Source organism: Gynurincola endophyticus, from assembly GCF_003991195.1.
GTDB lineage: Bacteria > Bacteroidota > Bacteroidia > Chitinophagales > Chitinophagaceae > Gynurincola > Gynurincola endophyticus.
This window is the reverse complement of record NZ_RCWL01000005.1, coordinates 122,915-137,334: the sequence shown is the minus strand read 5'-3', so window position 1 is coordinate 137,334 and position 14,420 is coordinate 122,915. Positions and strand designations below refer to the sequence as shown.

At 38.6% G+C, this 14,420-nt stretch carries 12 protein-coding genes; 7 read left to right on the top strand and 5 right to left on the bottom strand.

All coding sequences use genetic code 11. The features are described from left to right. Positions 1-2: 2 nt before the first annotated feature. The 3 genes from D9O48_RS11095 to D9O48_RS11085 all read left to right on the top strand — a co-directional run bounded on the left by D9O48_RS11095 (position 3) and on the right by D9O48_RS11085 (position 2,839). Positions 3-992: a cation diffusion facilitator family transporter gene (locus D9O48_RS11095; protein WP_126973047.1), complete on the top strand. Its 990-nt coding sequence runs from the start codon at positions 3-5 to the stop codon at positions 990-992. An 81-nt stretch (positions 993-1,073) separates the two neighbouring features. Further along, positions 1,074-2,444: a dipeptidase gene (locus tag D9O48_RS11090; protein WP_126973046.1), complete on the top strand. Its 1,371-nt coding sequence runs from the start codon at positions 1,074-1,076 to the stop codon at positions 2,442-2,444. Between the two features lie 8 nt (positions 2,445-2,452). Further along, positions 2,453-2,839 (top strand): RNA-binding S4 domain-containing protein, encoded by a 387-nt coding sequence (locus D9O48_RS11085; RefSeq protein WP_126973045.1) that lies wholly within the window; start codon positions 2,453-2,455, stop codon positions 2,837-2,839. Positions 2,840-2,923: 84 nt separating this feature from the next. Here the strand turns inward: D9O48_RS11085 and D9O48_RS11080 are convergent, their stop codons facing one another. Then, complete coding sequence (locus tag D9O48_RS11080; protein WP_126973044.1) at positions 2,924-4,342, bottom strand: DUF5723 family protein; 1,419 nt, start codon at positions 4,340-4,342, stop codon at positions 2,924-2,926. A gap of 152 nt (positions 4,343-4,494) precedes the next feature. On the opposite strand from D9O48_RS11080, the gene trmD reads away from it, so the two are divergent. Continuing rightward, complete coding sequence (gene trmD, locus D9O48_RS11075; RefSeq protein WP_126973043.1) at positions 4,495-5,178, top strand: tRNA (guanosine(37)-N1)-methyltransferase TrmD; 684 nt, start codon at positions 4,495-4,497, stop codon at positions 5,176-5,178. Positions 5,179-5,194: 16 nt separating this feature from the next. Here the strand turns inward: trmD and D9O48_RS11070 are convergent, their stop codons facing one another. Beyond that, the gene (locus tag D9O48_RS11070) at positions 5,195-7,648 is read right to left on the bottom strand and encodes a TIM-barrel domain-containing protein (protein ID WP_126973042.1); all 2,454 of its coding nucleotides are present in this window, start codon (positions 7,646-7,648) and stop codon (positions 5,195-5,197) included. 80 nt (positions 7,649-7,728) lie between these two features. After that, a complete protein-coding gene (locus D9O48_RS11065) occupies positions 7,729-8,412 on the bottom strand; it encodes a hypothetical protein (RefSeq protein WP_126973041.1) in 684 nt (227 codons plus the stop codon). Between the two features lie 138 nt (positions 8,413-8,550). Here D9O48_RS11065 and ade point away from each other — a divergent pair, with 138 nt between their 5' ends. Continuing rightward, positions 8,551-10,182: an adenine deaminase gene (gene ade, locus D9O48_RS11060; protein ID WP_126973040.1), complete on the top strand. Its 1,632-nt coding sequence runs from the start codon at positions 8,551-8,553 to the stop codon at positions 10,180-10,182. 173 nt (positions 10,183-10,355) lie between these two features. Then, positions 10,356-10,988 carry a Crp/Fnr family transcriptional regulator gene (locus D9O48_RS11055; RefSeq protein ID WP_126973039.1) on the top strand — a complete coding sequence of 211 codons (633 nt, stop codon included), beginning with the start codon at positions 10,356-10,358 and terminating at the stop codon, positions 10,986-10,988. A 172-nt stretch (positions 10,989-11,160) separates the two neighbouring features. Here the strand turns inward: D9O48_RS11055 and D9O48_RS11050 are convergent, their stop codons facing one another. Further along, entirely contained in the window at positions 11,161-12,246 is a 1,086-nt protein-coding gene (locus tag D9O48_RS11050; protein ID WP_126973038.1) for an anhydro-N-acetylmuramic acid kinase, read from the bottom strand. Positions 12,247-12,292: 46 nt separating this feature from the next. On the opposite strand from D9O48_RS11050, the gene upp reads away from it, so the two are divergent. Further along, positions 12,293-12,943 (top strand): uracil phosphoribosyltransferase, encoded by a 651-nt coding sequence (gene upp, locus D9O48_RS11045; RefSeq protein ID WP_126973037.1) that lies wholly within the window; start codon positions 12,293-12,295, stop codon positions 12,941-12,943. Here upp and D9O48_RS11040 read toward each other — a convergent pair whose 3' ends face one another. Then, the gene (locus D9O48_RS11040) at positions 12,944-14,392 is read right to left on the bottom strand and encodes an SLC13 family permease (RefSeq protein WP_126973036.1); all 1,449 of its coding nucleotides are present in this window, start codon (positions 14,390-14,392) and stop codon (positions 12,944-12,946) included. Positions 14,393-14,420 lie beyond the last annotated feature (28 nt).

The following is a 14,420-nucleotide window of genomic DNA, read 5'->3' as shown; positions in this document are numbered from 1 at the left end:
TATTGGAAATTACTAAACAGAATTTAAACATACAGAAATGGGTACTGGCTGTAGCCGTAGCCCTCTTTCTGATTAAAGGATTCGCTTATTTCCTTACCCGGTCTGTAGCCGTTTTAACAGATGCGCTGGAGAGTATTGTGAATATTATTGCCGCCGTCATTACATTGGTGAGCTTGTCGATTGCCGCTAAACCGTCAGATAAAAATCACCCTTACGGCCATGGAAAAGCAGAATTCGTAGCAGCCGAAATTGAAGGTATTCTGATTTTACTGGCAGCAATTGCCATTCTTTATAAAGCAATTCACCAAATCATTTATCCCAGTCCTTTAAACGCTGTAAAAGAAGGTATAGGTTTGATTGCTTTTACAGCTGTTGTAAACTGGACCATGGGAAGCATCTGCATCCGCAAAGGCAAAAAAAACCACTCACTGGCATTGGTAGCAAGTGGTAAACACCTGCAGACAGACACCTACTCTACTATCGCCGTTATCGCATCGCTCCTACTCGTTTACCTTTTTAAATGGGAAATCATTGATAGTGTAGTTTCGATAGCACTCAGCTTATTTATCGGCTATACAGGTTATAAAATTATCAAAAGCTCGCTGGCAGGAATCATGGACCAGGCAGACGAGGAAGTTCTTGATCAGATCATTCAGGAGGTAAATAAGGCCAGACAACCAGACTGGATCGATTTACACCACCTCAGAGTGATTAAATATGGAGGTACTTTTCATATAGACTGCCATTTAACCCTCCCCTGGTATTTTACTGTTCGCGACGCACACAAAGAAGTGGATGCACTCTCACAAACAATCAGAAACTTCTCCACCCAGCCAATTGAATTAATGGTACACGCTGATGATTGTAAACCGCAGTCTTGCAAAATATGTTTTAAAACAGATTGCCACGTTCGCCAACACCCTTCTGAAGCAAAAATTGACTGGAATTTTGAATCTGTTACCACAAACTCAAGACATTATCTGCCAGATTAGTAAAAGTTATTTTTATACCACCCAGAGCCGGCAAGGAATCTTATCTTTGCCAAACATTATTCAACTAAAATCTCCATTATTATGGAAGCTTGGAAAAACTATTTAAATACGCATAAGGAAAGATTTTTGGAAGAATTAGTAGAACTGTTAAAAGTTCCTTCCATCAGTGCTGACAGTAACCACAAAGGAGATATGCGTGCCTGTGCCGAAATCGTTAAAAAAAGATTAGAAGCATCCGGAGCGGATAAAGCTATGATTTTAGAAACAGCTGGCCACCCTTCGGTATATGCTGAAAAAATTGTAGATCCATCCAAACCTACCGTTTTAGTATACGGACATTACGACGTTCAACCACCGGATCCTCTGGAATTATGGAACAGTGCTCCTTTCGAACCATTAATAAAAGATGGTAAAATTTACGCACGCGGAAGTGCCGATGACAAAGGACAATTCTATATGCACGTTAAGGCATTGGAGATTCTTACTCAAACCAATACACTTCCTCTGAATATTAAATTCCTGATAGAAGGAGAAGAAGAAGTAGGCTCACCTAACCTCGCTAAATTGGTACACGAAGAAAAAGAATTATTAGCATGTGATGTAATTCTTATCAGTGACTCTGCTATGATCAGCCTGGAAACACCTTCCATCGATACCGGCATGAGAGGCCTGGCTTATATTCAGGTAGAAGTAACAGGACCTAACCGCGATTTACACAGTGGTGTTTATGGTGGTGCCGTAGCCAACCCTTTAACGATCTTATCAAAAATGATCGCTTCCTGCCACGATGAAAATAATCACATAACTATTCCTGGCTTTTATGATGATGTATTAGAAGCCACTCCGGAAGAAAGAGCTCTATTATCACAAGCCCCTTATGATGATGAAGAGTATAAAAAAGATTTAGGAGTAAATGCTACCTGGGGTGAAAAAGGATATACTTCTATTGAAAGAACCGGCATCAGACCAACACTTGAGATTAATGGCATGTGGGGTGGATACACGGGTGAAGGATCAAAAACAGTATTGCCTTCTAAAGCATTTGCAAAGATTTCAGCGAGGCTGGTACCTAACCAAAGCTCTGAAAAAATAACTGAAATTTTGTTAAACTATTTCCGTCAGATCGCTCCTCCGGGAGTAACTGTAAAAGCAGAAAACCATCATGGTGGCGAACCATATTTAACACCGCTCGACTCAAAAGGATATCAGGCTGCTGCTAAAGCAATCGAAACAACTTTCGGTAAAAAACCAATTCCTGTAAGAGGTGGCGGTTCTATTCCTATCTGCTCACTGCTGGAAAAAGAATTAGGTTGCAAGATTGTATTTATGGGATTTGGGTTAGATAACGATAACCTACACTCTCCGAACGAAAAATATGATCTGGCAAACTTCTATAAAGGAATCGAAACCATTCCTTATTTCCATCAGTATTTTGCAGATGCAAATGCATAATTATCGTTATGGCAGACAAAGAGAAATTAAGAATTGATAAATATTTATGGTCGATCAGGCTTTTCAAAACCAGGTCACAGGCAGCTACTGCCTGTGATAGTGGAAAGGTAAAGTGGAACGGCAATACGGTTAAAGCTGCAAAAAATGTTGTAGTGGGTGAAGAGTATGAAGTCAAAACCGAAGCTAAACGATGGGTAATAAAAGTAACCGGATTACTTCCCAACCGGGTGGCTTACAGTGAAGCAGTTAAATATTATATTGATATCACTCCTGCCGAAGAACTGGAAAGAATTCAATTTCAGGCGGCCAGCTTCCATACCGGAAAAAGGCCCAGTAAAATCGGAAGACCTACTAAAAAACAAAGAAGAGATCTGGATGATTTTTTCACTGAATAATATTCGTGGTTATATCAACAATCTTTTAGTTAAATAAAAAGCCTCCAATAATTTGGAGGCTTTTATTATTATGTGGCAGATAAATTATCTCTTCGAGTTTAATCCGATAAATAAGCCGGTATATACATTCACTTTTTTAGACCCATTGGTTAATAAAGTAAGTGCATTGGAAGAACCGATATAAAATCCTCCGAAACGTAACGCCGCACCAAAGTTAGTACCCGTTAACTCGCTATGGTTTATCGGTAAATAAACGCCTAATTTTTTCAATTCGATTCTTGGTGTAATTGTGAAATTATCTAACATCGCCAGGCTTTGTCCATGTTCATTTTCAGTATCCATAAACTTCTGATAGGCTCCGTTTACATATAACCAGCTTAACAATCTCACATCAAGATCAACATTTAAGTTAGTGGGCATATTTAAGGTATATACGGCAGGATTTGCAACGGCTCTTTCCGTAAAATACTGCGGACGGCTTCTCAGGTGTGTCATTAAACCTGAAGGAATTTCAACATCTTCCAATTCTCTCAGATTGTAAGCTTCAGCTCCATTGATATCAATATCAAATGTACCACTGTTAGCAGCATTTCTGTTAAACTTCATTTTACCAAAATCTAACACTGCTACACCTAATCTGAAAGCATATTTTTCTTTTGGAGAGTTATATTGGCCGTTCTCTGTATTTCTGTAACGCTGATGTTTAGGACGATATTCATACACCACTCCTAAATCAAATCCAATTGAAGGATTATCCGTTTTAAAGAAATCTTTTACCCTGATATTATCAAAGTCTGCACCCGATTGCTCAAATCCGATGGTACCGCTTGAATTTCTCATCTCCGCAGTGTTGTGATCAGAATCCACTACAATAGTTGTATTCAGCTGATTAATCTGCATGCTGTAATTAGCAAAAGGAATTAAATACTTTGCCGTAAGACCGACTTTCAAGAAATGGGCTTCTTTATCATAAATTGTTCTCGCATAAGTTAAACCAATCTCGCCCCAACCGGTAGCATTCACTGCTTGTCTGTAAGGAGAATTGATGCTTTTAATACCAGATTCCAGTTCATCTTCACTAAGTACTACATTCCTATATAGTTCCTGATCTAACTGACTTACTTCTGTAATAAAACGAACACGCGTGTTTAATGCAATGCTGCTCTTTTGATTCAATTTTACCTGCACACCCGGGCCTACTATTCCGCCGCTGATCTTCGCACTGATTGGTCCGTTGGCATCTTTAAAAAGATCTTGAATATTCGATAAATCTTTAATAGAATTTTGATCAAAAGTGATGAATGAATTGTTCACTAATACATCAAGCCCAACCAGATTCAAAGAAAACTTATGCCGGCTGTCGGCAATGTTTGCCGGATTAAAAATAGCACTGGCACCTCCGATGTATCGGCTCGTTCTCAAACCCAGCAGATCCTGTGCAGTGGTACTTAATGAAGAAGATAACGCTAAAACGGTCAGCAGACCGGTAATTCTTGATTTCATTCTTGTTGGTTTAGATTTAGGGGCATTTTGTGAAACCTGCACAAATAACGTCAATTACCTATAAATTCTTATGTTTCACACCCTTTTTGATTTTTATCCGTACGAAATACCTAAAAAGGGTGATTATTTAATTGAAACAATATCTTTGCAGTATGAGGATAGATATCATTTCAGTGGTTCCGGAATTATTAGAAAGTCCGCTGGCTCACTCTATTATGAAAAGAGCCAAAGAAAAATCTTTATTAGTAGTAGAAATTCATCACCTTCGTCAATGGGCAGTGAATGAATATGGACAAGTAGATGATTATCAATATGGAGGAGGAGCAGGAATGGTGATGATGCCTGAACCTTTAGCAAGTGCTATTGAAAGTCTGAAATCACAAAGGCCCTACGATGCTATTATTTACATGACACCTGATGGTGAAACCTTTCACCAGAAAATGGCAAACAGACTATCCCTTCTGGAAAATATTATAATTATCTGTGGGCATTATAAAGGTATTGACGACCGCATCCGGCAATTATATATTACTCATGAAATTTCAATCGGTGATTACGTGCTGAGCGGCGGAGAATTGGCAGCAGCTGTAGTAGTAGATGCAATCGGCAGATTAATACCCGGTGTTTTGAACAACGAAACATCTGCTTTAACCGATTCATTTCAGGATAATCTTTTAGCCCCGCCTGTTTATACCAGACCTGCAGATTTTCAGGGATTAAAAGTTCCGGATATATTATTAAGCGGTGATTTAAAAAAAATCGAAGAATGGCGCTATGAACAAGCCATGGAACGTACTAAAAAAAGACGACCCGACTTACTACAAGAAGAGGAGTAAAAATTACTCCTCTTTTTTATTTTATTGAAATCTTCACCGGCTTACCTTCAAAGTTCACCCTGAAGCGAAGAAACTTCCCTTCCTGTAGCAAACTGATACCCGTTTGATTAGTCGACACATTTACCGCAGTTCCGTTTACTTCAATACTCTTATATTCAATCGTTGCAGGAATTGAAATTTCAATAACACGTTTCTTCATTTGTTGTGTTTTCAAAATAGGTGTACTGATTTCAATTTCTCTTGAACCACCCTGATAGCCGGCTGTGAAATGTATAATCTCATATTGCGCTTTTTCTAAACTGCCGGCACTTTTACCATCGTCATCAAACCACTCATAAAAGCTGTTATTGTTGGCAGGATAATAATAAACACTCAGGGTATCTCCTGTATAAGCATCGGCTGAAGAAAACTTAAACGAATTTGTCCAGAAAGGAACAAACGCACCAGCTTTTACATATAACGGTATCTTTTGCAGGTTAAAATTAAATTCTTTCTCGCGCTCGCCTTCTGTCAATTCATTTGTATAGAAATCATACCACTGTCCTTTAGGAAGATATGTTTTTACAGATTTATTTCCTGATTCTGTTACCGGGTGTACCAGAAAATGTTCGCCCCAGTAATACTGTTTATCTAACGAAGTATGCTTAAAAGAAAAGTCATTGTAATTCAGTGTACGCATTAAAGGTTTACCGTCTTTTACATGCTGAAATGCAAGATCATAGTTGTAAGGAAGTAATGCATATCTTAAATCGATCCAGTGTTTTACAAACGTCCGATAAGGTTCTTTCCAGAAAGCCGGTTCAGATGGAATATCTTTTTCAGGAGCTTCAAGATCTCCCAGAGCAGTGCCATGCGGTCTGAAAATCGGTGTAAAAGCGGCAAAACTTAACCAACGAACATATAATTCAGGATCTGCTTTATCCACCATTGAAAAACCACCTGCATCCGAATGTATGTAAGGAAATCCGCTTACACTCATTCCCAATAGCAAAGGCACCTGTGCCTGTAAGCCACTCCATGTACGGGCAACATCTCCCGTCCATGGAAATACGCTATACCTTTGAGAGCCTGCAAATCCGGAACGGTTTAAATGAAACAATCTTTCATTACGTTTTTCTTTTTTAAACTGTTCGTAGAGAAATTTATTCCAATAATGCCCGTAAGCATTGTGTACTTCATCAGCTGCAAAGAGTCTCTTATATCCGAGTACAGATAAATCATGGTATAAATCTGACGGATGTTTTTCCGGTTCTCCTAAATCAGTCCACCATCCGATCACACCATTTTTCATTTGTTGCTGATAGAATTTCCACATAAACTGTTGTGCGGATGGTTTAAAAATATCTATCAATCCTCCTACTCCAAAATAAAAATCCTGAAGAAGATAAGGTTTACGGTTTATGTCTAAGGCAAAATGAGGTTTTGCATTTTCAAACTGTAAGGTACCTTCCAGAATAAAAGGTTCTAAGATGGCAACAGGTTTAATGTTCTGAAGTTGGAGTGATTTCAGCATCTGAGGAGGATTAGGCCATTTCTTTTGATTCACCCAACTCAGGTTGCCCATGGTACCCTTGATAGAGTCACCAAACCAGAAGAGATCAAAAATAAGCGCATCCATTTTAAAGGCATGTGTACGCATTGTATCGGTTACCTGTTTCACCTGATTTTCACTTCTATATCCAAAGCGGGATACAAAGTTACCGAAAGCCCATCGCGGAGGTAAGGGCTGTGCACCGGTTAACAAATGATAAGCTTTTAATATATCCGCTATTCTGCTACCGGGTATAATATAAAATTGTAATGCACCACTTTCAAAACTTGTTTTCCAGGATCTGGCATCTGACTTCCCTAAATCAACGCTTCCTTTTGAAACATTATTAAAGAGAATACCATACCCGTCGCTTGACATAAAAAATGGTACTGAAAAATTTAGCGCATCTGCTCCCGTTTCATAACCATAATGAGGTTGATTAAACAGCGGAAACGAAAAACCTTTTCTATTTAAAGGCAGCGCTCTTTCTCCACCTCCGAAAAAGTGTTCGTCTTCATTAATAACAAACTCATAGCCGCGAACCGAAGCATCACTTTTCACAACAGCTTTTTTCAATAATACTTTGTTACCGTCTTTCACATACCATGCTCCCTGCTGATAAATAACAGATAAACCGTTTTCTAACATTAATGTATAGATAGCGGTTTTTCTAGCCTGTATACCTACAGTTAATGGAGTTGCTACTACAGCATCACTTATCTGTTCCTGATTTTTTAATTTACCAGACGAATAATTAAACTCTACCACTTTATGATCATAAAACTTTAATTGCCACTCACCACCCTCTTCTTTTAAAACAACCTGTTGATATTTTCCATTCACAGGCTCTTTACCCAAACTATTTAAAAGTAAAGTTTGTGCATTCAGATAAGGAATGGCTAATAATGTAGCTATCAGTATGCTATAGAACTTCTTCATAAAAATAAATATACAATATCTAATAATCTGGCACAAAAAAAGGAGCCTTTTGGGCTCCTTTTAATTACTTATTTAGTTGATTAAGGCTTTTCGAAAATTGCCGGATCAATTTTTTCATTGATTAAGAAATCTTTATACTTCATTTCGATAGAAGCCATTGGCGTGTTAGTGATTACTTTGAAAGGAGCTTTAAAACCAAAATCAAGATCACGGTAGTCTGAAAACTCAATCGTTACACTACCTTCAGCTGAATTGATTTCCTGTAATCTTAAATATCCTTTATTATCGAAATAAATTTTCACATCGTTACCGCTTTTTACCGTTTCGATACCTTCGAAAGTTTCACCCCCCACTTCTTTCTTTCCGATATATTTGAAAGTATCATCTACTTTTGACGGATGAACATAACCGAAAAGGTTTAAAAGTTCAACTAAATTAACTGCCTGATCTTCAGAAATATCTTCGGTACCTCCGGTCATCGGGTTAGTCATCCAACCTTTACCTTTACTCCACACCTGAATAATTTCCATGATACCGGCATCAATCACAATTTTAGAACTTTCACCAAGTACTACTGATTGTTTCACATTTAATGGCTGCCCCATTGCATCCATTTCTATGTTAGCAACATATGATTTGATATTCGTTTCAGCAGATTTACCTCCTAAAGCGTTATAATATTTATCAACCAAAGATTTCGCATCTTGTGCAAACACCACTGAACTCATCACAGTAGCACATAAAACAAATAATACTCTTTTCATACAGATAATTTAATGCTCGAAAGATAATTCTTTTTTCTCATTTTACCGGTATAATCATGACTGTTTTTGATAATAATATTCTTCTCTCCATATTATCAAAGTATTACCTAAATTGCGGGTAACCACAGCATTTATTTTATGCAAGATTTTACTATCAAAGCGCAACTGGTAAACATTGAAAAAAAAGAAATCCGCCCGGTTGAAATGGAGGTAACACAAGGATCTATCCGTTCCTTTCGTATGATTGAGGAAGACACCAACCTGCCTTTTCTTTTACCAGGATTTATTGACAGCCATGTACACATTGAAAGTTCAATGCTGATTCCTTCTGAATTTGCAAAACTGGCAGTCGTACATGGTACGGTAGCCACTATCAGTGATCCGCATGAGATTGGAAATGTATGTGGGGTAGAGGGCGTTAAGTATATGATTAATAACGGAAAAACAGTTCCGTTTAAATTTCATTTCGGAGCTCCTTCTTGTGTTCCGGCCACTAAATCAGAAACGGCAGGAGCTGAAATCGGCATAGCTGAAGTGAAAGAATTATTACAGGATCCTGCTATTTATTACCTCAGCGAAATGATGAACTTCCCTGGTGTATTAAACAAAGATCCGGAGGTAATGGCAAAAATTAAAGCAGCGCACGCATTAGGTAAACCTGTTGACGGACATGCCCCCGGGTTACGCGGTGAAGCCGCCAAACAATATATCAATGCCGGCATCAGTACCGATCATGAATGTTTCACACTTGAAGAAGCTTTAGAAAAACTTCAACACGGTATGAAGATTTTAATTCGTGAAGGAAGTGCTGCTAAAAATTTCGAAGCACTGATTCCTTTACTAAATACATACCCTGATCATATCATGTTTTGCAGTGATGATAAACATCCTGACTCATTAGTAGATGGGCATATCAATCAATTATGTCAAAGAGCAATCGATAAAGGTATTCCACTGTTTAATATTTTACAGGCAGCCTGTATCAACCCGGTAAAACATTATAAAATGGACGTAGGCCTGTTGAATATTGGTGACCCGGCCGATTTTATATTGGTAAAGGACCTGCATACTTTTGACGTATTATCCACATATATCAATGGTAAAAAAGTAGCAGAAAACGGAAAGTCTCATCTATCCACCACTCCTCCCACACAATTACTCAATCAATTTACAGATCCTCATTTCAGTATAGAGGACCTGGCAGTTCCATTTAACGGACAGGAACAAATTCCCGTAATCGGGGCATTAGACGGACAACTCATCACCGAAAAATTAACGTTCAAACCCACCCTGTCTGGTAATAATATCATTAGTAATACAGAAGAAGATGTGCTCAAAATTGTGGTGGTGAACCGCTATCAGAACACACCCGTTGCCAAAGCTTTTATTCACAGGTTCGGTTTTAAATCAGGGGCAATTGCCTCTACAGTAGCACACGATAGCCATAATATTATTGCGGTGGGAGTAGATGATGAAAGTATTTACAAAGCGATTCAATCGTTAATTCAATTGAAAGGAGGAATTAGTTGTGTAAACGATGGAATAATAAAAACGTTAGGTTTACCCGTTGCCGGTTTAATGTCAGCTGATGATGGATACCAGGTTGCCAGACAATATACGGCAATCGACGAAATGGCGAAAACCCTGGGTACTTCTTTAAGTGCTCCTTTTATGACATTATCGTTTATGGCACTGTTAGTAATTCCGCATTTAAAGCTCAGCGATCGGTCATTATTCGATGGCGATCAGTTTAAACTAATCACCTTTTAGTAGTATTACTAATCAATTTCTTTGTTTTAGCTAAGTATAAATACTTAATATTTAAGTAAATGTTATTATTGTAACAAAATAATATTATTTTAGTTTACAAATGTAATCCTTTGATGAGCCATAGTCGGCAATGCCGAGAAATAACAGTATTGGTTAAACCCTTATTCTAGATTATGGTATCAAACACAGAGGCGCCCATTCCTCCCTCACAAAAGGAGAGTATTGGTAATTTTTCATTCACTCAGATTCTACAACGAATTCATCCGCTTTCAGACGAAGTAAAATCATATTTAGATCGTCATATTTCGCAGAAACAATTCAAGAAAAACGAAGTGATTCATGAAGCAGGTAATATCTGCGAAAATATTTACTACATTAAACGAGGTGTATTAAGAGGATTTTATTTGTATAACAATAAAGAAATCACCACCTGGTTTTCAAGAGAGAATCAACTGGCAGCTTGCATTTCAACTTTCAACAATGAGAATCCTACAAAAGAAAGTATTCAGGTAATTGAAGATGCAGAAGTATATGTGATCGATTACAATGTATTACAAGAGATGTACAATCGATTTCCCGAGTTCAATTACATTGTAAGAATGTTGTATCAGGAATATCTGATGGAAGCCGAAGACAGGGCATTTGTAGCCCGTTTAACAGAAGCATCTTTAAAGTATGACTATTTCGTTCAGACGAATGGGTTATTACTCAGACGCATCCCCTTAAAATACATTGCATCTTATCTGGGTATGACGTTGGAAACCCTGAGTAGAATACGTAACAAGTATACGCAGAAAAAACAATAGTGGAATAACAAACACCTTTTTACCACAGATACACAGATAACAAACTAACTCCAAAGGTTATGTATGGTATATGCTTTGCCATTTGTGTATCTGCGGTCAATTTAAAGTCATTGAGATATTACAGAATGTAAATAAATCATTCATAACCCTTCATTCTTAATTCTTCACTTATTTAATATTCCTGACCGATCCATAATGCCCCACCGATGCTATTCCTTCCTGCACCTGTTATTTCAGCTAATGCGTTATTATTTTCACGCCATCTCAATACACCGATAAAGGCCATAATAAGTGCTTCTTTATAGTCAATCACCTCTTTTGAAGGTTTCTCTACTTCAATTCCGAATACAGCCAGTTTAGATTGAATGGCCTGCATTAAAAAATCGTTATGCGCTCCCCCACCTGTTACGAGCAGTTTACCTGGTTGAACCGGCTGCTCAAATTGTTGGAAAGCATTTGCCAACTGTTGAGCGATATGCTCAACATAAGTGGCCAGCCCATCTTCGGTATTTAAATTCTCAAGAAGCGGATAAATAGTGTCGCTGCCAAATTCATTATTCAATGATTTAGGAAAAGGTTTTTTATAATAATCGAGCGCATTCAACTCATCTAATACCGGCTCGTTGATCATTCCTTTAGCTGCCATCGCTCCACCTTCATCGTATTTTTTTCCTATCTGGCCGGCAATCATATTTAAAACACGGTTTGCCGGAGCTATGTCAAATGCAATGGATTGGTTTTCGCCCAAAACTGTCAGGTTAGAAATTCCACCGATATTGAGAAGATATGAATAGTCGCTGAATAAATACTTCTCTCCGATCGGAACAATCGGAGCACCTTGTCCACCCAGGGCAACATCCAGCGCGCGCAGGTCACTCACTACATTAATACCGGTTTCTGCCGCAATAGCAGCACCGTCTCCTAATTGAGCAGTCATACGGGTTGACGGCTCATGAAAAATAGTGTGACCGTGCGAAGACACTAATTGCACCTGATAATCAAGTCCTTTTGAAGCAATAAACTGGTTTACGGTTCTTCCGAGATAGTGTCCGTATGCTGAGTGCAGCCCCAAATATGTATATGCAGAAGCTTGCGATGCAGTACGTAGTTTTTCCATCCATTCATCATCATAAGGCACACAGGCAGAAGCTTTTATTTCATACTGCCATTTGCCACTCTGTTCTGTAAACTCCACAAATGCAATGTCTAAACCATCGAGCGACGAACCACTCATTAATCCTATAGCACGGTAAATCATATCGAAATAATTTCTATTTTCGGGCAACTTAATAAAGTTCAAAATTATGGTAATCAACTTAAGTGAACAATTTTCGCTCCTAAATAACTGGGTCGCAGAATTAAGGGATGTAGCAGTTCAGCGCGACAGAATGCGTTTCAGAAGAAATTTAGAGCGGATTGGCGAAGTGGCAGCCATTGAAATCAGTAAAAGATTACCTTCTAAAATAGAAGACACGCCCACCCCTTTAGGAATCAGCAAAAGTACTGTACTGAATGAATATCCTGTATTGGCAACCATTCTACGTGCAGGAGTTCCCTTACATCAGGGCTTATTGAATTATTTTGATAAAAGTGATAATGCATTCATTTCTGCTTACCGCAAACATAACGAAGATGGTAGTTTTGAAATCAGTCTGGATTATATTTCCTGCCCGGCCCTTGAAAACCGTGTACTGATTATTTCAGATCCGATGTTAGCTACCGGGGCATCTCTGGTAAAAACCATCCAGTACCTGAAGCAGGAAGGCAAACCGCGTGAAATTCACGTTGTAGCAGCGATAGCCAGTCAACCCGGCATCGACTTTATCAGAAAGAGTGAACCTGCAGTTCATATCTGGGTAGGTACCATTGACGCTGAATTAAATGACAAAGGCTACATCGTTCCCGGTTTAGGTGACGCGGGAGATCTAGCCTTTGGTCCGAAAATTCAATTCTGATTATTTTGATATTGGCGGAATCAACATTGGTACTACATACCAGCAGAATAACACGATCAGTACAATTGAAACAATATTCATTATAAAACCGGTTACAACCATTTGTTTTAAGCGGATGTGACCACTTGCAAATACAATCGCATTAGGAGGAGTGCCCATCGGCATCATACTGGCGCAGGAAGCGGCCAATGTCATGGGTAGTCCTAATAATAGCGGATTCATATCCAACGCATCTGAAATACCTGCAACCACCGGGGCAAATACTATAACCTGGGCAATATTACTCATCACTTCACTGATAAAGATTGAAATAACTGTAATTAATATCACCAGCATAATACCACCTCCTCCTGAAAAATCAGCCACCCATTTTCCGAGCGCTTCTATCAATCCCACACTTTCTAATGCCGACGCTAATGCTATTCCACCACCAAACAGCAGTAAAATACCCCATGCCATTTTAGTAGTGTCTTCCCAAACCAACAGCTGAGTGTCTTTTTCTTTCATGCCTGAAGGGCTGATAAATAGTGCCAAAGCACCGGCTACAGCAATCATGGTATCATCCAGCCTCACTATTCCCAGTTTATTGATAAGGTCTTTAAAAATCCATAAGGCAGCCGTAGTACAAAAAATAATCATTACTCTTTTTTCAGCTTTTGACAACTTTCCCAGAGCCGCCAGTTCACTTTTTATCACGAGCTTTGTTTGTGGATTTGCTTTAATATTATTCGGAAATAATATCCGCGTAGATAAAAAATATAAAGCAGTCAACAGTAAAATTGAAATAGGCATACAGATAAGCATCCAATCGACAAACTGAATATCATAGTTGTATTTATCTGAGATGAATCCTGCAAAAGCTACATTCGGAGGTGTACCGATAATGGTAGAGATACCAGCAAAATTAGAAGCATATGCTATCACCAGCATTATAGAAGCGGCAAAGTTTTTATAATTAACATTGCCCGATTGATTTTCCTGAACAACAGATATTACCGATACTGCGATCGGAAACATCATCATCGTTGTAGCTGTATTAGACAACCACATACTCAATAAGCCCGTGGCTACTATAAAGCCCAATACAATTTTATTTCCGCTGGTACCTGTAATGTTTACAATGGTAAGAGCAATTCGCCGGTGCAGATTCCATTTTTCAATCGCCATTCCGATCATAAAGCCTCCCATAAACAGAAATATTACTGAATCGGAATATCCGCTGGCTACTTGTTTTATAGAGTTAATCTGAAAAAGCGGAAACAGCACCAACGGAGTTAAAGCAACCACCGGCATCGGAAGGGCCTCCGTAACCCACCAGGTAATCATTAATGCAGCTAAGGCAAGAACCGTCACGGCTTTCGTTTCTAATCCGAAGGGATTAGTAATATAAATCAGGAGAGCGAGAACAATTCCCAATACAATTCCGCCCCATTGTTTGAGCCAATTCATCCAGTTAGTTTTTGTTATAAACTTAAAA